Source organism: Promicromonospora sp. MS192, from assembly GCF_049532985.1.
GTDB lineage: Bacteria > Actinomycetota > Actinomycetes > Actinomycetales > Cellulomonadaceae > Promicromonospora.
The window spans coordinates 851,720-869,488 of the sequence record NZ_CP186693.1; the positions used below are offsets into that span (position 1 = coordinate 851,720).

Consider the following 17,769-nt stretch of genomic DNA (forward strand, 5'->3'; position numbering starts at 1 on the left):
ACCGCACCACGCAGGACGTACTCACAAGGGGGCTGGGATGGGGGCGGAACACGGTCCGGCTCTGCTCGACCAGGCGGACGACCGCATCGTCGTGGGTCGCGCGGCCGACGGCGACGTCACCGCGTTCGCGGTGCTCGTGCGCCGGTACACACCGATGATGCGGGCCTACACCCGCCGGATCCTGAACTCCGGTGCGGACGTCGACGACATCGTGCAGGAGGCCTTCGTGACCGCCTGGCAGCGGCTTCCCGAGCTCGACGAGCCGGCGCGCGTCAAGAGCTGGCTCATGCGGATCGTCAGCCGCAAGGCCGTCGACCGCATCCGCGCGAGCCGGCCGCACGTCGACGTCGACCTCGTCGAGCCCGCCGCGCCCGCGCACGCATCACCGCCCCGCGTCGCCGAGGCGCGGGCCGGCGTCGACGCACTGGCCGAGGCCGTCGGGCGCCTCGCGGACGCCGAGCGGCAGTGCTGGGTGCTCCGGGAGGTGGGTGGATACTCCTACGACGAGATCGCGCAGGAGATGGACGTGCCCGTGAGCACCGTCAGAGGGCTGCTGGCCCGTGCACGCAAGCACATCATCGTGCGGATGGAGGAATGGCGATGACATCCGGTGACGACCGACCAGACCTTCGTCCGCTCGACCTCGAGCCGGAGCACCTCGACGGCCACACCCTCGAGGAGCTGACCGACTACCTGGAGGCGGGCCGCACCCCGCCCGACCCCTCGATCGAGGGGTCCCCGGCCTGCCGGCTGGCGCTCGACGCCCTCGAACGGCTCCACGGGCTCACGCCCGCGCTGATCGCCGCCGACACCGCCGCCGAGCCGGAGGCCGACGACGGGTGGGTGCGCCGCGTCCTCGGCGGAATCGCCCTGGACGCGCACGCCGGACGCCGCATCCCGCTGCCGGGCCCCGACCCGGCCGTCGATCCCGCCGCGGACCTGGGCATCACCGAGGGCGCGGTCCGGGGCCTCGTGCGGGCCGTCGAGAACCAGGTACCCGGCGTCGTGGTCGGGCGGTGCCGCTTCGACGGGGACGTCACCGTGCCCGGTGCCCCCGTGCGGGTCCTGGTCGAGGTCAGCGTGCCGTACGGCCGGCCGATCGTCCCGCTGGTCGAGCAGCTGCGCACCGAGATCGGCGCCCGCCTCGCGCTGCACACCGACCTGAACGTCACTACCGTCGACATCACCGTCCGCGACGTGGGGCCGCTCCACCCGGGAACCGAGGAGACGCACCGATGAACGTGGCACACGACGTACGGGTCGCGGCCGAGATCGAGGCCGCGCTGCGGGCGACCCCGGGGGTCGCCGACCTCTACGGCCCCGGGTCGCTGGTCTCGAACGTGCTCGACGCCGGCGCCCGCCGTCTCGGGCTCCGGGACGACGACGCCCCGCTCGTCCTGGTCCGGGAGGCCGGGACGGGCATCCGCGTGGACATCGCCCTGGGCGTGCACGGCACCGAGGGTGCGCGGGCGACGGCGCTCGCGGCGCACGAGACGGTCCGCGGGCTGCTCACGGACCACGACGTGCCCGATGCCGAGATCGTGCTCACGGTGGTCCACGTCGAGGGCGCCTAGCCGCCCCTGCGGTCCCGGTCCGCCTTGCCGGTCCAGTGCCCCACCCAGATCGTCCCGGCCAGCGCGAGCACGCCGATCACCACGGGTGCGGCGGCCAGGGGCGCGACGGCGGCCACCGCGGAGACGAGCAGCGGGCCGCCGGTGTTGCCGATGTCGCCGCACAGCCGCCAGCCGCCGAGGAACTGCGCGCGGCCCTCCACCGGGGCCACGTCGGCGCCGAGCGTCATCACGATGCCGGAGCCCAGGCCGTTGCCGAGCGCGATCACCGCCATGACGAGGCCGACGCCGAGCGCCGAGTCGGTCAGGGGCAGCAGCAGGCAGCCGATGCCCACCGCGAGCACCACGGGGACGGCCACCACCTTGCGGCCGCGGGTGTCCAGCAGCCAGCCGCCCGGGAGGGTGAGCAGGATGTCGATCGTGGCGGCGACCGCGAAGAGCAGCGAGACGACGGCTGCCGAGATGTGCACGTGGTCGGCCCACAGCGGCAGCAGACCGGTGCGCACCGAGCGGGAGGCGCCGATGATGATGACCGCGACGCCGAGGGTCAGCAGGGTGCGCCGGTGCTCCCAGAGCACGGTGCGCACGGGCAGGGGCGTGACACCGCGCGCCACCCGGCCGAAGTCCGGCATGCGCGTCACGATCAGCGCCGAGACCAGTGACGCGCAGGCCGCGAGCACGAACACCGACCGGACCCCGAGGAAGTGGATCAGCAGCGCCCCGAGCAGCGGGCCGATGAGGATGCCCAGGCGCATCGAGCCGCCCAGCAGCGCCATGCCCCGCGCCCGGTGGCTGATCGGCACGGCGTCGATGAGGAAGCCCTGGCGGGCGAGCAGGAACGCCGTCCAGCTCATGCCGCTCACGAACACGGCCACGCACAGCAGCCAGACGGACGGCACGAGGAAGGCGGCCAGCATGGCGGCGGCGTCGACGAGCCCGGCGATGACCAGGGTGCGACGCTCGCCGAGCCGGGCCACCAGCGCGCCCGACGGCAGGGAGTTGGCGAGCTGCCCGATGCCCAGCAGGGCGACCACGAAGGCGGCCAGGGCCGTGCCGGCGCCGAGGTCGCCCGCGTGGATCGCGAGGATCGGCATGACGGCGCCGTGCCCGAGCGAGCTGACCACGGACGGCAGGTAGGCCACGGCGGCGATGTCCCGGAAACGGAACTCAGGTTCGCCTGCTGGGTCTCCTGGGTCGTCCGCCACGCTGCCATCCTGCCAGATAGTTAGCCACGGCAACGATCTGTGTCCACGGAATGGTCAGGCCCGCCCGCCCGCGCTACGCCAGCACGGCGCCCGTCGACGCGGACTGCACGAGCTTGGAGTACTTGGCCAGCACCCCGCGCGTGTACGTGTGCGGCAGCGGCGCCCAGCCCGCGCGGCGCAGCTCCAGCTCGGCCGGGTCCACCAGCACGTCGAGGGTCTTGGCCGCGACGTCGAGGCGGATGCGGTCGCCGTCGTGCACGAAGGCGATGGGGCCGCCGTCCACGGCCTCGGGGGCGATGTGGCCCACGCACAGGCCGGTCGTGCCGCCCGAGAACCGCCCGTCCGTGATGAGCAGCACGTCCTTGCCGAGGCCCGCGCCCTTGATGGCGCCGGTGATGGCGAGCATCTCGCGCATGCCCGGCCCGCCCTTGGGGCCCTCGTAGCGGATGACCACGACGTCGCCGGCCTGGATGGTCCCGTCCTCCAGCGCGTCCAGCGCCGCCCGCTCCCGCTCGAACACGCGCGCCGTGCCCTCGAAGACGTCGGAGTCGAAGCCCGCCGACTTCACGACGGCACCCTGCGGGGCGAGCGAGCCGTTCAGGATCGTGATGCCACCGGTCCGGTGGATCGGGTTGTCCAGCGCCCGCAGGATCTTGCCGTCCGGGTCGGGCGGGGCGATGTCGGCGAGGTTCTCGGCCATGGTGCGGCCCGTGACGGTCATGACGTCGCCGTGCAGCAGCCCGGCGTCCAGCAGCGCCTTCATGACCACGGGCACGCCGCCGATCCGGTCCACGTCGTTCATCACGTACTGCCCGAAGGGCTTGAGGTCGCCCAGGTGCGGCACGCGGTCCGCGATCCGGGAGAAGTCGTCGAGGGTGAGGTCCACCTCGGCCTCGTAGGCGATGGCGAGCAGGTGCAGCACGGCGTTGGTGGACCCGCCGAACGCCATCACCACGGCGATCGCGTTCTCGAACGCCTCCTTGGTCAGGATGTCGCGCGCGGTGATGCCCTGGCGCAGCAGGTTCACCACGGCCTCGCCGGACCGGTGCGCCCAGGCATCGCGGCGGCGGTCGGCCGACGGCGGCGCGGCCGAGCCGGGCAGCGACATGCCCAGCGCCTCGGCCGCCGACGCCATGGTGTTCGCGGTGTACATGCCGCCGCACGCGCCCTCGCCCGGGCAGATCGCCCGCTCGATGCGGTCGACGTCCTCCTGGCTCATCAGCCCGCGCGCGCAGGCCCCGACCGCCTCGAACGCGTCGATGATGGTGACCTGCTTCTCGCTGCCGTCGGTGAGCTTGACCCAGCCCGGCATGATCGAGCCCGCGTAGAGGAACACGCTGGACAGGTCCAGGCGGGCGGCCGCCATCAGCATGCCGGGCAGCGACTTGTCGCACCCCGCCAGCAGCACCGAGCCGTCCAGGCGCTCGGCCTGCATCACCGTCTCCACGGAGTCGGCGATGATGTCGCGGGACACCAGCGAGAAGTGCATGCCCTCGTGGCCCATCGAGATGCCGTCGGAGACCGAGATGGTGCCGAACTCGAGCGGGTAGCCGCCGGCGGCGTGCACGCCCGCCTTGGTCGCCTGCGCCAGGCGGTCGAGCGACAGGTTGCACGGCGTGATCTCGTTCCACGAGCTCGCGACGCCGACCTGGGGCTTGGCGAAGTCCTCGTCGCCCATGCCGACGGCGCGGAGCATCCCGCGGGACGCGGTGGCCTCCAGGCCGTCGGTGACCTGGCGGGATCGGGGCTTGATGTCGACCGGGGGGTTGTCGCTCATCCCTGCATTCTGCCCGGCGCGCCCGGCCTCCGCCGTCCCGGCACGCCCGGCGTCCATGGTCCCGGCCCGCCGCCTCGTGGCGGGTACGGTGTCGTGCCGGCAGCACCCGAGCACACGAGCACGCACCGAGCAGCACGGAGGCAGGCACGACGATGGCGACGAACCCTGTGTACCTCACCAACTTCCCCGACCCCGCGGTCCTGGAGGTCGACGGGACCTACTGGGCGTACGCGACCAGGAACGCGAACGGCACGATGCCCGTGCTGCGGTCGGCGGACCTCGTCCGCTGGACGGAGGTGGGCGACGGCATGCCGGACCTCGCGCCGTGGGTCGAGCCGGGGCTGAACTGGGCTCCTGAGGTGGCGCTCGCGGGGGAGCGGTACGTCGCCTACTACACGGCCCACGACCGGGCGACGGACGTGCAGGCCGTGGGCGTGGCCGTGGCCGACGCCCCCCAGGGCCCGTTCCGGGACCACGCCGAGCGGCCCCTGCTGTGCCAGGACCACGAGGGCGGCTCCATCGACGCCTCGCCGTTCACCGACGCCGACGGCGTGCGCTGGCTGCTGTGGAAGAACGACGGCAACCACGTGGGCGTCGACACCTGGATCTACGTGCAGCGCTTGTCCGACGACGGGCTGCGGCTGGAGGGCGAGCCGCTGCGCATCCTCAAGCAGGACCAGGAGTGGGAGGGCGACCTCGTCGAGGGGCCGTACGTGTGGCCGCACGGCGGCCGCTACTACCTGTTCTACTCGGGCAACGGGTTCGCGTCCGACCGGTACGGCGTGGGCTACGCCGTGGCGGACGCCGTCACCGGACCCTGGGTCAAGCCGCTGGACGGCCCGATCATGGCGACCAACGAGCTGGCCGCGGGGCCCGGCCACGGCATGGTGGTCGAGCGGCACGGCCGCACCTGGTACGTGCACCACGCGTGGCCGCCCGGCGCGGTCGGCGCGCCGGAGCCGGGACGGCAGACGTGGCTCACCGAGCTCACGTTCGAGCCGTCGCCGGACGGCGGGGCCGACCGGCCGGTGCTGCACGGGCCCCGCGCCGAGGTGGCCCTGGACTGACGGGCCCTGGACTGACGGGCGCTCGGACTGACGGGCGCTCGGACCGACGGGGCACCCGTCTCAGGGGGGGGTCACGCCATCTCGGGTACGTGCAGGTGGGCGAACGCGACCTCCAGCTCCTCGACCCCGTCGACCATGGCGCCGAGCTCGCCGACCACGCGCTCGCGGATGCCCGCCGCGATCTCGCGTCCGGCCTCGACGGCGGCGCGGCTGTCGAACGCCACCGTGCTGACGACCCGGCCGGTGTTCCGGTCGACCATCAGGCTGGCGCTGCAGAACCCGTCCAGGTCCTGGATCTGCGGCAGCACGGTCATGCGGTAGAGGTCGATCGCGTCGTCGACCCGGTCGCGCGCTCCGCTCAGCCAGGTGAGGCGCGCACAGGCGCCGTCGGGCGTGGGGTGGTCGCGGTGCACGACGGCCACCTCCCACTCGTGCACGTACCTGCCGGAGGTGCTGCCCAGGGCACGCTCCATGCGGTCGCGCAGCGGGCGTACGGCTGCCGCGCTCGCGGTCATCGCGTCCTCGGACGACCACGCCGTCGTCGTGACGCAACGACCGGACTCGCGGTCGATCAGCATCGACATGCCCACGCAGCCGTCCATCGCGGAGACGGCCGGGAAGATGTCCTCCCGGACGAGCCGCAGGCCGTCGTCGATGTCGGCCGGGTCGCCCCGGACCTCGGTGGTGCGGATGTACATGACGAACTCCTCGTGCTCGGAGCAGCGCCCCGGACGGCGCCGCCGTCCCTGTCCACGTTCCGCCGCCGACGGCCGGAGGTCAAGGGTGCGGCGGTCCCGTCCTTCCGCCCCCGCGTGCCCGGTCCACGCCCGCTCCGCGGGCGGCCGCGGGCCGGTGGCAGGGCGGCGACAGGGCAGCGGCAGGGCGTTGACCACGCCGCACCGTCTCCAGTAGTGTCCCGCTCATCGACACATGCGTCCCGATGAGCGGGACGGTCAACACGATGGGGTGGAGACGTGGAGATGAGTACGCTCACACGCCGCGCCGTGCTGCGGGCGGCCGGCGTGGCCGGTCTCGCGGGCGTCGCGGCGCTCGCCGGCTGCGCGCCGACGGTCGGTTCGGCGCGGCTGCCGCGCGTGCCCGCGGCCTATGACGGCCCGCCGGTCACGCTGACGTTCTGGAACGGGCTCACCGGAGGGGACGGCCCGGTGATGCGGACGTTGATCGCCGAGTTCACGCGGGCCCACCCGCGCATCCGGATCGAGATGTACGCCCTGCCGTGGGCGGACTTCTACCAGAAGTTCCCGGCCGCCGTCACGAGCGGGCTGGCCCCGGACTTCGCGCTCATGCACAACTTCCAGGTGGCGACGAACGCCGCGCGGAAGGTGATCATGCCCCTCGACGAGATCCTCGGCACCGTCGGTCTCGCGGAGGCCGACTACCTCCCGGTCGTCTGGGGCTCCGGCGTCTACCGCGACCGGCGCTGGTCGCTGCCGCTGGACATGTGGCCCGACTCGCTCTTCTACAACCGCCGGGTGCTGGACCGGGCCGGGCTGGACCCGGACGCGCCGCCGGCCGACCGTGCCGCGTACGAGCACGCTCTCGACGCGCTGGCGTCGGCCGGGATCAAGGGCCACTGGCTGCCCGCCGTCGACCCGCAGGGGGTGGGCCGCGGCTTCGACTCGCTGCTGTGGCAGTTCGGCGGCGAGCACTACGACGCCGCCGGACGCACCGCGACGTTCGCCGGTGCGGCCGGCGTCGCGGCCCTGACGTGGCAGCAGTCGCTCATCCAGGCCGGCTGGAGCCCGCGGGACGTGAGCGGCTCGGACGCCTCGATGGCCTTCAAGAACGACCAGAACGCGTTCCTCTGGGGTGGCCCCGGCGCCCTGATCAACGACCTCGGATCGGTGGACGGGCTCGACTGGGACGTGGCCCCGCTGCCGCGGATCGGCACCGGCCGGGCGGCGTTCTCCGGATCGCACCAGTTCGTGGTGGCGCGCCAGCCGCAGTTCGACGCCGGCCGGCTCGCCGCCGTCGTCACGTTCCTCGGCTGGATCCTCGCGAACTCGATCGGGTGGGCTGCCGCGGGGCCGGTCCCGGCCCGCCTCCCGATCCTGGACTCGCCCGAGCTGGCTGAGCTGACAGCGCAGTCACACGTGGCCGAGGGGGTCGAGCACATCCGGTTCTACCCGCTGGTACCGGGGATCGCGGAGGTGCAGACCACCGTCCTGTACCCGGCGATCGGTGACGCGCTGCTCTCACTCGGCGACCCTCGTGCGGCGCTGGAGACCGCCACGACCCAGGCGTCCTTCCTGCTGCAGGAGAACGCCGAGAAGTACGGGAGGGCCTGAGATGACCGCCGTCGCCTCCCCGGACCACCGCACCGGCGGTTCGCCCGCCCCCGGCCCGTCGGCCGCGCGCCCGACCGCCCGCCCGGCGTCGCCCCACCGGCCCCGCCCGTGGACGCCGTACGCCTTCCTGGCTCCGTTCCTGCTGATCTTCGGCACGTTCGTGCTGGCTCCGGCCGTCTCCGGGATCTGGATGAGCCTGCACAACTGGGACTTCTTCCTGCCGGACCGGCCGTTCGTCGGCCTGCAGAACTACGTCGACCTGTTCACCCCGGACGCCCTGGTGGCGCAGCAGTTCTGGGAGAGCATGCGGGCGACCGGGCTGTTCGTGCTCCTGTCGGTGCCGCTGCTCATGGCGATCCCGCTCGGGCTGGCGCTCCTGCTCAACCAGCGGTTCCGCGGGCGCACCCTCTTCCGGGCCGTCTTCTTCGCCCCGTACGTGCTCGGCGTCAGCGTGGTCGGGCTGCTGTGGCAGTACCTGCTCAACGGCAACACCGGGCTGGTCAACGGTTACCTGGCCGAGCTCGGCGTCACCGAGGCGGTGCCCTGGCTGACGGCGACGCCTTGGGTCTGGGTCTCCCTGGTCGGCGTGACGGTCTGGTGGACCCTGGGGTTCAACTCCGTGGTCTACCTCGCGGGGCTGCAGAACGTGGACGAGGCGCTGTACGACGCCGCCAAGGTCGACGGCGCCGACCGCTGGCAGCGGTTCGTGCACGTCACGATCCCGCAGCTGCGCCCGGTGCTCCTCTTCGTGCTGACGATGACGGTGCTCGCCTCGGCGAACATGTTCGGCCAGTCCTACCTGCTCACCTCGGGCAACCCGTCCAACGAGACGCGCACGGCCATCATGTTCATCGCCGAGGTGGGCCTGGAGCAGTTCCGCATGGGCCTGGCCGCCGCCATGAGCTACCTGCTCGCCCTGCTCCTGATCGTCGTCAGTGCCCTGAACTTCCTGTTCCTGCGACAGAAGGAGAGCTGACGTGCCGGCCACCCGCGGCGTCGTGGGCACCCTGCTGCTCTATGCGACGCTCCTCATCCTGTCCGTGATCATCCTGGCCCCGCTGCTGTGGATGCTCTCCACGTCGTTCAAGACGACCGGCGACGCCACGGCCCTGCCGCCGCAGTGGATCCCGCCGACGCCCACCGTCGAGGGCTACACCCGGCTGTTCGCCGACGCGCAGGCGCCGCTGCTGCGCTGGCTCGGCAACTCGGTGCTCGTGGGCGTGCTGCACACCGTCCTGGTGCTCGCCACGGCGTCGGCGGCCGCCTACCCGCTGGCGCGGATGCGGTTCCCGGGCCGTCGCCTGGTCTTCGCGCTGATCATCGGCACGCTCTTCGTGCCCGGCTTCGTCTTCCTCATGCCGAACTACCTGATCGTCGACGGGCTCGGCTGGCTCGACAGCGTGTGGGCGCTGGTGGTGCCGGGGGCGGCCAGCGCGTTCGGCGTGTTCTTCCTGGTGCAGTTCTTCCAGGGCCTCCCGGCGGAGCTGGAGGAGGCCGCGCTGATCGACGGCGCCAACCGGTGGCAGATCTTCGTCCGCGTGGTGCTGCCGCTGTCGCGGGCGCCGCTCGCGACGCTCGGGCTGCTCTCGTTCCTCGGGAGCTGGAACGACTTCCTCTGGCCGCTGTACGTGCTGTTCAACCCGGACAGGCTCACCCTGCCCGCCGGGCTGGCGACGTTGCGCGGGGCGTACGCCACCGACTTCCCCGCCGTGATGGCCGGTGCCGCCATCGCGAGCGTCCCGGTGCTGGTCCTGTTCGCGTTCGTGCAGCGCTTCGTCATCGCCGGAGTCGCCCGGTCAGGCCTCAAGGGATGAGCGGGCGCCGTGCAGAATGGCAGCGTGAACGACACGAGCACCGGCAACCCCGGAACCCTCGCACGCGGCCTGGACATCGTCGAACGGGTGGCGGCGGCGCCGGGCACGACCGTCCAGCGCCTGGCCACGGACCTCGGGCTCAGCCGCAGCGCCGCCTACCGCATCGTGGGTGCGCTGCGGGAGCGGGGGTACCTGGTGGGAGAGACCGAGCTGCGTGCCGGGCCGGTCGTCCTGCGGCTCGGGCTGCAGGCGATGGACGGGCTCGACATCTACACCGTGGGCCCGGAGCCGTTGCGGGAGCTGGTCGCCGAGACGGAGGAGACGGCCTTCATCGCCGTCCTCGACGACGACCAGATGTGCTACGTGATGCAGGAGGAGGGGCCGCAGGTGGTCAAGGTGGTCTCGAAGCTCGGCAGCCGTGCCCCGCTGCACGCCTCCGCACTGGGCAAGGCGTACCTGGCGGCGCTGCCCGCGGCCGAGGCCGAGGCCGTGGTCGACCGCATCCCGCTGACCGGGTACACGGCGGCGACCCTGACCACCCCGGCCGCGCTGCACGCCGACCTCGCCCGCACCCGCACGGCGGGCTGGGCGCTGGACGACGCCGAGCGCGAGCCCGGCGTGCGCTGCGTCGCCGCGGCGGTCCGCGGCGCGGGCGAACGGCCGGTCGCCGCCATCAGCGTGGCCGGGCCGCGCGACCGCATCGTCGCGGCACAGCCCGCCATCGTCACGGCGGTGCGGCGCACCGCCGCGCGCCTGTCCGCCGCGCTCGGCGCGGCGCCGCCTCCCGACCTCCCCTGATTGGACCCCATGGCCTCCGCAGACCCGCGCATCCGTTCCGTCCGCCTCGCCTCGCTGGAGACCCGCTACCCCCGGACCGTGGGCCGCAACGCCCGCCTCGGGAGCCACGGCGACGGCCCCGACTCGCACGTCGCGGTGCTGGTCACCGACGACGGCCGCACGGGGTGGGGGCTGTTCGAGGGGCCGCCCGGTGACGTCGGCCGGGTCGAGGGCCGGCTGCTCTCGGAGCTGATCGACCCCGCCACGGGCATCCTCGACGCCGCTGAGCACTGGCTCGACATCGCCCTGCACGACCTGCTCGGCGTGGTGCTGGACGCACCCGTGCACACCCTGCTCGGCGGGCACGGCTCACCCGACGTCGCCGTCTACGACGGCGCCGTCTACTTCGACGACCTCGACCCGGACGACGCCCCGCGCGGCGTCGGCGTGCTGATCGAGGAGTGCCGGGCCGACGCCGCCCTGGGCTTCCGCGACTTCAAGCTCAAGATCGGCCGGGGCAACCGGTGGCTGCCCCGCGCCGCGGGCGACGCCCGCGACATCGAGGTGACCCGCGCCGTCCGCGACGCGTTCCCGGACGCCCGCATCCTGGTGGACGCCAACGACGGCTACGACCGCGACGGGTTCCTCGCCTACCTGGCGGCGGTCGCCGACGTGGGCCTGTACTGGGTGGAGGAACCGTTCCCCGACGACGCCGACGACCTGGCGGCGCTGCGCACCTGGCTCGACGCGCACTCGCCGGGCACCCGGATCGCGGAGGGCGAGACCTCGCCCGACGTCGCCGCGCTGCTCCCGGTGGCCGCCGCGGGCTCGATCGACGTGCTGCTCATGGACGTCATGTCGTACGGCCTGACGGCGTGGCGCCGCCTCATGCCCGCCCTTGCCGCGGCCGGGGTGCACGGCTCGCCGCACGCGTGGGGCCGGCCGCTCAAGACCCGCTACGCCGCGCACCTGGCCGCCGGGCTGGGCAACGTCGAGGTGGTCGAGGGCGTGCCCGGCACCGTGGCGGGCGTCGACCCGGCGCTGCTCACGCCCGCCGGCGGCGTCCTGCGGCTGGGGGACCGCCCGGGGTTCGGCGTCCCGGTGCCCGAGGAGCGGCACCTGCGCCCGGTGCGGGCCTGACCCTGACCTCGCCGTGCGACAGACGTGGTCGCGGGCCGGCACCGACGGTGCCGGCCCGCGACCACGTCACGGCCCCAGGGTCCTGCGCGTCACTCCACGCCGAGCGCCGCCACGGGCGACGTGCGGACCGCCGCCCGCGCCGGGACCACCGACGCCAGGAGGCCCGCGACGAGGGCGATGCCCAGGACCAGCGCGATGTCCGTCCACGGCACCGCGTACCGCACGTCGCCCATGAGCGACAGCGCGGTGGCCGCACCCGACCAGCCGAACACCAGCCCGAGCACGATGCCGAGCACCGCGCCGACCCCGGCGATGAGCATGCCCTCCACCGCGAGCATGCCGCGGAGCTGGTCCTTGCTCAGCCCGATGGCCCGCAGGGTCGCGGACTCCCGGGTGCGCTCGATCACCGACAGCGACAGCGTGTTCGTGACGCCGATGAGGGCGATCACGACCGCCACCGCGAGCAGGCCCACCACGATGCCGAGGATGACGTCCACGACCTGGCGGAACTGCGCGGCCTGCGCCGCAGGGCCCATCACGAACGCCCCGCCGTCCGCCTGGGCCACGGCGTCCTGCACGTCCGTGAGCACCGCCGCGGGATCCGAGCCGTCGATGTGCGCCCAGACGTCCGTCCAGTCCGCCTCATCCGTGACCCGGGCGAGGTCGGCGGCCGTGATCATGTGGTTGAGCGGCTCCGCCGTGGTGATGACGACCGTCAGGTCGACGGAACCGTCCGGCCCCTCGACCGTGGCGCGGTCGCCCGAGGCCAGGTCCAGCGAGTCCGCGGCGTCCTGGGTCAGCAGGACCGTGCCGTCGGTCAGCCGCCGCGCCTCGTCGCTCACGTTCACGACGGCCGCGAGGTCGTCCGGCTCGGCCGCCGTGACGTCCGAGTCCTGCGTACCGGCGAGCGTGACGGTCGCGCTGCTCACCAGCGCGGTGTCGGTGACCCCGTCGGAGCCGGCCACGGCGTCGCGCACGTCCTGGAGGTACCTCGGGTCGGACGGCGACGCGCTGACGTCGTACGGGAACGTCTCGTCGAGCAGGCTGTCGGCCGACATCCGGGCGCTCGCCGCCCCGGTCGACATCATGGTGACGAGGGTGACGCCGATGAGCAGCGCGGTGGAGGTCGCCGCCGTCCGCCGCGGGTTGCGCAGCGTGTTGGCGACGGCCAGGCGCGCGGCCGGGCCGGTCCGCGACACCAGGCCGCCCAGGCCCGCCGCGACCCGCGGCAGCCAGAGGACGGCGCTGAGGACGACGCCGAAGAACGCGAGCGATCCGCCGCCCACGGCCGCGACGAGCCCGAACTGCGGGGAGCCGTTCATCCCGAGCGCCACACCGACCGCGAGGCCCGCGAAGCCGCCGACCATGCACAGGATCGAGATGACGAGCCGGGCGCGGCCCGTCCGGGCGCGCAGGGTGGGGGCGTCGGCCGGCCGCAGGGCGGCCAGCGGAGCGACGCGGGTGGCCGAGCGGGCCGGCGCCAGCGCGGCCAGCACCGTGACGCCCGCGCCGACGGCGAGCGGCAGCACGACCGCCTGCCACGTGAGCGTGATGGTCTCCGGGAGCGGCACGCCGAGGTCGAACGACGGCGCCACGAGGAGGGCGACCTGGGCGAGCCCGGCGCCCACGACGATGCCCGCCGCCGACGCGACGAGGCCGAGGATCGCCGCCTCCAGCAGCACGCTGCGGTAGAGCTGACCCGCCCCCGCGCCGATGCAGCGCAGCAGCGCCAGCGTGCGGACCCGCTGGGCGACCAGCACCTGGAACGTGTTGGTGATGACCATGGCGGCGATCAGCAGCGCGATGGCGGCGAACGTCAGCACGAACACCAGGAAGACGAGGTCCTGGCCACCGGTCTGCTCGGCGGTCTGCTCCGCCGCCACCTCCTCGGTGGTCCGGACGGAGACCGTGCCGCCCGCGCCGGCGGTGGCGGCCGTGACGGACTCGCGCAGGTCGGCCGGGACCGCGGCACCGTCGAGCGGGGTGTCGAGCGCGACGAGCAGCTCGGTGACCGGGTTCGGGTAGGGCTCGTCCGCGTTCCAGGCGTCGAGCGTGGCGGCGGGCACCGCGGCGACGCCGCCGTAGGGGGTGTAGGCCCCGTACGGGTCGTCGGCGAGGCCGGTCACGGTCAGCTCCTGCGTGACGTCCTCCGGCTCGCCGAGCTCGGCGGACGGGTCGTCGGCCGTGCTGTCGGCCCAGCCCTCGGGGTACAGGGTGCGCGTGAGCGTGACCGTGTCGCCGACGCCGACCTCCATGCGGTCGGCGACCCTCGTGGTCAGGGCCACCTCGCCGTCGGCGGACGGCCAGTCGCCGTCGGCCAGCTCCAGCGGGGAGAGGCGGTCGTCGGCCGGGATCGGCGCGAAGGCCTGGAAGCCGCCCTTGCCCCCGTTGCGCAGGTCGCCGAACCAGGTGGTGACGGGCTGCACGGCGCCGACACCGTCGAGGGCGGCCACGGCGTCGACGTCACCGGGGGTGAACCCGCCGGGCTCGGTCTCGGGGGTGGAGACCACGACGTCGGCCCGGGCGTACCCGGCCGCGACCATGTCGTGGGTGGTGCCGTTGATGACGGCGCCGGCCAGCAGCGTCACGGTGACGAACGCCGTGCTGATCAGGATCGCGACGCCGGCGGCCGTGAGGCGTCCGGTGCTGCGGCGCATCTGGGCGAGGGTGAGGCGTGCGGTGGGGTAGCGGGTGGTGGGTGTGGTGGGGGTGGTCATCACGCGCCCGTTCGGGTGGTGGTGATGGCGGGTTCGAGGGTGCGCAGGGCGTCGAGGCCGGCCATGGCGGATTCGGGGGTGGGGTCGGTGATGTCGCCGGCGATGCGTCCGTCGGCGATCAGGACGACGCGGTCGGCGTAGGCGGCGGCGGAGGGGTCGTGGGTGACCATGATGATGGTGCGGCCCAGCTCGCGCACGGAGCGGCGTAGGAAGGACAGGACCTCGGCGCCGGAGCGGGAGTCGAGGTTGCCGGTGGGTTCGTCGGCGAAGACGACGTCGGGCTGGGCGATCAGGGCGCGGGCGATGGCGACGCGTTGCTGTTGTCCGCCGGAGAGCTCTCCGGGGCGGTGGGTCAGGCGTCCGGTCAGGCCGAGGGTGTCCACGAGGGTGGTCAGCCAGGTGTGGTCGATGCGGCCGCCGGCGAGCTCGACCGGGAGGGTGATGTTCTGTTCGGCGGTGAACATGGGTAGGAGGTTGAACTGCTGGAAGACGAAGCCGATGCGGTCGCGGCGCAGGTGGGTGAGGGCTTTGTCGTTGAGGGTGGTGATGTCGGTGGTGCCGAGGTAGGCGTGTCCGCTGGTGGCGGAGTCGAGTCCGGCCAGCAGGTGCATGAGGGTGGACTTGCCGGATCCGGAGGGGCCCATGATCGCGGTGAAGCGGCCTTGTTCGAAGTCGACGTCCACGCCGTCCAGGGCCTGGACCACGGCCTGGCCACGGCCGTAGGTCTTGGTCAGGGAACGGGCCCGCACGACGGGCGACGCTCCGTGCACATTCTCGGTGAGGTCCATGCCGCCGACGCTACGCAGCGCCGTGCGCGGCCGCGTCCGGCCCGGGTCCGATCCTGCCGGGCGGCAGGTCATACCCAGGTCGTACCCCGGACCCTGGCTCCGGTGGCGCCGCCGCGCGGGCGGCACCACCGCCGGCGTCAGGGCCGGATGTTCTCCAGGTCTGCCAGCAGGCCCGGATGCGTCGGTGCCCAGCCGAGCTCCTCGCGGGTCCGGGCGGCCGACGACGGCTGGTCCGCGGCGAACACCGGGCCGAGCGGTCCGAAGGCGTCCTGCGGCACCGGCTCGACCGGCAGGCCCAGGCGCCGTCCGATGACGGCCGCGATGTCCCGCACCTGGTCGCCCTCGTCGGCCACGGCGTGCCAGGACGTGCCGGCCGGCGCCTTCTCCAGGGCCAGCCGGAACAGCACGGCAGCGTCGAGGGCGTGGACGGCCGGCCAGCGCTGGGTGCCGTCGCCCGGGTAGCCGGAGACTCCCGTCCGGCGCGCGATGCCCGTGAGCATGCCGGCGAACCCGCCGTCGCCCTGGTTGTGCACGGTGCGCGGCAGCCGCACGGCGGAGCTGCGGACCCCGCGCGACGCCAGGTCCAGGACGGCCGTGACGGCCCGCCCGCGGCCGCCGACCGGCCCGTCCGTGGACGGCGGGTCGGCCTCGGTGCTGGGGCGGCCCGGGGCGACGGGCGTCCCCGAGACGACGACGAACGGCCGGTCGCTCCCGGCCAGCTCGTCGCCCAGCGTCGCCAGGGCGGCGCCCTCCTCGGCGACGCACCGGGCGAGCGCCTCCGCGCTGCTGAAGTCGTTGCCGAAGGCGAGGTGGACGACGCCGTCGGCACGAGCGGCCGCGGCGCGCAGGGTGTCCAGGTCGGTGAGGTCGCCGCGGAGCGGCTCGGCACCGGCCTCCTCGACGGCTCGTGCGGACGCGTCGGAGCGGGCCAGGGCGAGGACGCTGTGGCCGCCCGCCAGGAGCTCGGCGACGACGGCGGACCCGACCAGGCCGGTGCCACCGGTGACGAAGACGTGCATGGCAAACTCCCGAAGGTGATGGGACTCTTGTCTCATCACCGTACCAGAGTGATGGGACAAGAGTCCCATCACATAGGATGGACGCATGGCGCGATGGGAACCAGGGGCACGGGAGCGGCTCGTCGTGGCGGCGGTCGACCTGTTCACCGAGCAGGGGTACGACGCGACGACGGTGGCGCAGATCGTCCAGCGGGCGGGCGTCACCAAGAGCACCTTCTTCCGGTACTTCCCGGACAAGCGCGATCTGCTGGTGGCGGGACAGGAGACGCTGAGCACCCTGCTGACCGAGGGCATCGCGGGAGCGCCGGACGGCGCGGGCCCCCTCGCGGCGGTGGCGGCCGGCCTGGAGCGTGCGTCGAGCGCGTTCGGCCCGATGAACCGGGAGATCGCCCCGCGCCTGAAGGCCGCGGTCGCCGCGAGCACCGAGCTGCAGGAGCGGGACGCGCTCAAGAGCGTCGGCCTCGCCGCCGCCATGACCGGCGCCCTGCGGGAGCGGGGCGTCCCGGAGACGACGGCGCAGCTCGCCGCCGAGCTGGGCGTCCTCGCCTTCAAGCGCGCCTTCGCGCGGTGGTCGGAGGCCGAGCGCGAGGAGGACTTCGCCCCGTACGCGCTGGCTGCCCTCGACGAGATCCGGGCGGCCGGCGCGGCGCTGGACTGAGGTTCTCGCTCTCCCCGGCAGGTGGGTGAAAAGCCCGTCTCGACCCGTGGAGTCCGTCCTGGAGTGGAGGTAAGTGAGGTTAGGCTTACCTGCGTGACCCCAACTGCTCTGCGTGGCGATGACCTCGTGCTGGGCTACCAGCGCGCCACCGTGGTGCACGGCGTGGCCGTTCACCTGACGCCGGGCGTCGTCACCGCGCTCGTCGGCCCGAACGGCTCCGGCAAGTCGACGGTGCTGCGCTCGCTCGCCCGGCTGCACCCCGTGCAGCAGGGCAGTGTCAGCCTCGGCAGCACACCCGAGGACGCGGTCGACGTCGCACCGTTGTCCGCACGCGACTTCGCGCGCCGCGTCACGCTGCTGGCCCAGTCCCGCCCGCACCCGGCCGGCCTCGACGTGCACGACGTCGTGGCCTTCGGCCGGCACCCGCACCGCCGCCGGTTCGCCGCGCTGACCGATGCCGACCGTGCCGCCATCGACCGCGCCATGACCATCACCGGCGTGACCGGCATGGCCCGCCGGGGCGTCGACCAGCTCTCCGGCGGCGAGCTGCAGCGCGTCTGGCTGGCCACCTGCCTCGCGCAGGAGACCGGCGTCGTGCTGCTGGACGAGCCCACCAACCACCTCGACCTGCGCTACCAGGTCGAGACCCTCGACCTGGTGCGCGACCTCGCCGAGGAGCACGGCACCGCCGTCGGCATCGTGCTGCACGACCTGGACCACGCCGCCTCCGTCGCCGACTCGGTGGTCCTGCTGCACCAGGGCCGCGTGCTCGCGTCCGGGCCGCCCGCGCAGGTGCTGACCGGCGAGCACCTCTCGCACGCGTACGGCCTGCCCATCGACGTCACCACCGACCCGGGGACCGGTCGCGTCCGGGTGCACCCGCGCGGCCGTCACCACGGCCGGACCCGCTGACCGTCCACCCGACCT

At 73.8% G+C, this 17,769-nt stretch carries 17 protein-coding genes; 11 read left to right on the forward strand and 6 right to left on the reverse strand.

The annotated features are described in order from the left end of the window. The first annotated feature begins 37 nt into the window (after positions 1 to 37). From ACO229_RS03855 to ACO229_RS03865, 3 genes are read left to right on the forward strand one after another with little or no spacing between them, the layout of a single operon-like run. Positions 38 to 604 carry an RNA polymerase sigma factor gene (locus tag ACO229_RS03855; RefSeq protein ID WP_423463829.1) on the forward strand — a complete coding sequence of 189 codons (567 nt, stop codon included), beginning with the start codon at positions 38 to 40 and terminating at the stop codon, positions 602 to 604. Further along, positions 601 to 1,239: a hypothetical protein gene (locus tag ACO229_RS03860; RefSeq protein ID WP_397418731.1), complete on the forward strand. Its 639-nt coding sequence runs from the start codon at positions 601 to 603 to the stop codon at positions 1,237 to 1,239. The genes ACO229_RS03855 and ACO229_RS03860 overlap by 4 nt, the downstream gene beginning before the upstream one ends. Beyond that, entirely contained in the window at positions 1,236 to 1,574 is a 339-nt protein-coding gene (locus ACO229_RS03865; protein WP_397418733.1) for a hypothetical protein, read from the forward strand. Before ACO229_RS03860 ends, ACO229_RS03865 begins: the two co-directional genes overlap by 4 nt. Here the strand turns inward: ACO229_RS03865 and ACO229_RS03870 are convergent. Beyond that, the gene (locus ACO229_RS03870) at positions 1,571 to 2,776 is read right to left on the reverse strand and encodes an MFS transporter (RefSeq protein ID WP_397430650.1); all 1,206 of its coding nucleotides are present in this window, start codon (positions 2,774 to 2,776) and stop codon (positions 1,571 to 1,573) included. The genes ACO229_RS03865 and ACO229_RS03870 overlap by 4 nt on opposite strands. A gap of 73 nt (positions 2,777 to 2,849) precedes the next feature. Continuing rightward, positions 2,850 to 4,553 carry a dihydroxy-acid dehydratase gene (gene ilvD / locus ACO229_RS03875; protein WP_423463830.1) on the reverse strand — a complete coding sequence of 568 codons (1,704 nt, stop codon included), beginning with the start codon at positions 4,551 to 4,553 and terminating at the stop codon, positions 2,850 to 2,852. Between the two features lie 152 nt (positions 4,554 to 4,705). Between ilvD and ACO229_RS03880 the strand changes: the two genes are divergently transcribed. Next, on the forward strand, positions 4,706 to 5,620 hold the full coding sequence (locus ACO229_RS03880; protein WP_397430648.1) for a glycoside hydrolase family 43 protein: 915 nt from the start codon (positions 4,706 to 4,708) through the stop codon (positions 5,618 to 5,620). A gap of 71 nt (positions 5,621 to 5,691) precedes the next feature. Here the strand turns inward: ACO229_RS03880 and ACO229_RS03885 are convergent, their stop codons facing one another. Then, entirely contained in the window at positions 5,692 to 6,318 is a 627-nt protein-coding gene (locus ACO229_RS03885) for a hypothetical protein (protein ID WP_397418741.1), read from the reverse strand. A gap of 282 nt (positions 6,319 to 6,600) precedes the next feature. Here ACO229_RS03885 and ACO229_RS03890 point away from each other — a divergent pair, with 282 nt between their 5' ends. From ACO229_RS03890 to ACO229_RS03910, 5 genes are read left to right on the forward strand one after another with little or no spacing between them, the layout of a single operon-like run. After that, positions 6,601 to 7,929: an ABC transporter substrate-binding protein gene (locus ACO229_RS03890; RefSeq protein WP_423463833.1), complete on the forward strand. Its 1,329-nt coding sequence runs from the start codon at positions 6,601 to 6,603 to the stop codon at positions 7,927 to 7,929. A 1-nt stretch (position 7,930) separates the two neighbouring features. Then, positions 7,931 to 8,905 carry a carbohydrate ABC transporter permease gene (locus ACO229_RS03895; protein ID WP_397430646.1) on the forward strand — a complete coding sequence of 325 codons (975 nt, stop codon included), beginning with the start codon at positions 7,931 to 7,933 and terminating at the stop codon, positions 8,903 to 8,905. Position 8,906: 1 nt separating this feature from the next. Beyond that, positions 8,907 to 9,743 carry a carbohydrate ABC transporter permease gene (locus ACO229_RS03900; protein ID WP_397418747.1) on the forward strand — a complete coding sequence of 279 codons (837 nt, stop codon included), beginning with the start codon at positions 8,907 to 8,909 and terminating at the stop codon, positions 9,741 to 9,743. 24 nt (positions 9,744 to 9,767) lie between these two features. Then, entirely contained in the window at positions 9,768 to 10,541 is a 774-nt protein-coding gene (locus ACO229_RS03905; RefSeq protein WP_423463835.1) for an IclR family transcriptional regulator, read from the forward strand. Between the two features lie 9 nt (positions 10,542 to 10,550). Then, positions 10,551 to 11,660: an enolase C-terminal domain-like protein gene (locus ACO229_RS03910; RefSeq protein WP_423463836.1), complete on the forward strand. Its 1,110-nt coding sequence runs from the start codon at positions 10,551 to 10,553 to the stop codon at positions 11,658 to 11,660. A gap of 89 nt (positions 11,661 to 11,749) precedes the next feature. Here ACO229_RS03910 and ACO229_RS03915 read toward each other — a convergent pair whose 3' ends face one another. The 3 genes from ACO229_RS03915 to ACO229_RS03925 form a co-directional block, all read right to left on the reverse strand. Next, positions 11,750 to 14,377 (reverse strand): ABC transporter permease, encoded by a 2,628-nt coding sequence (locus tag ACO229_RS03915; RefSeq protein ID WP_423463837.1) that lies wholly within the window; start codon positions 14,375 to 14,377, stop codon positions 11,750 to 11,752. Further along, entirely contained in the window at positions 14,377 to 15,165 is a 789-nt protein-coding gene (locus ACO229_RS03920; protein WP_397430643.1) for an ABC transporter ATP-binding protein, read from the reverse strand. Before ACO229_RS03920 ends, ACO229_RS03915 begins: the two co-directional genes overlap by 1 nt. Before the next feature lie 137 nt (positions 15,166 to 15,302). Beyond that, a complete protein-coding gene (locus tag ACO229_RS03925) occupies positions 15,303 to 16,184 on the reverse strand; it encodes an SDR family oxidoreductase (protein WP_397430642.1) in 882 nt (293 codons plus the stop codon). A gap of 85 nt (positions 16,185 to 16,269) precedes the next feature. On the opposite strand from ACO229_RS03925, the gene ACO229_RS03930 reads away from it, so the two are divergent. Both ACO229_RS03930 and ACO229_RS03935 read left to right on the forward strand, forming a co-directional pair. Then, positions 16,270 to 16,842 (forward strand): TetR/AcrR family transcriptional regulator, encoded by a 573-nt coding sequence (locus tag ACO229_RS03930; RefSeq protein WP_397418346.1) that lies wholly within the window; start codon positions 16,270 to 16,272, stop codon positions 16,840 to 16,842. A gap of 93 nt (positions 16,843 to 16,935) precedes the next feature. Further along, the gene (locus tag ACO229_RS03935) at positions 16,936 to 17,754 is read left to right on the forward strand and encodes an ABC transporter ATP-binding protein (RefSeq protein ID WP_423463840.1); all 819 of its coding nucleotides are present in this window, start codon (positions 16,936 to 16,938) and stop codon (positions 17,752 to 17,754) included. Positions 17,755 to 17,769 lie beyond the last annotated feature (15 nt).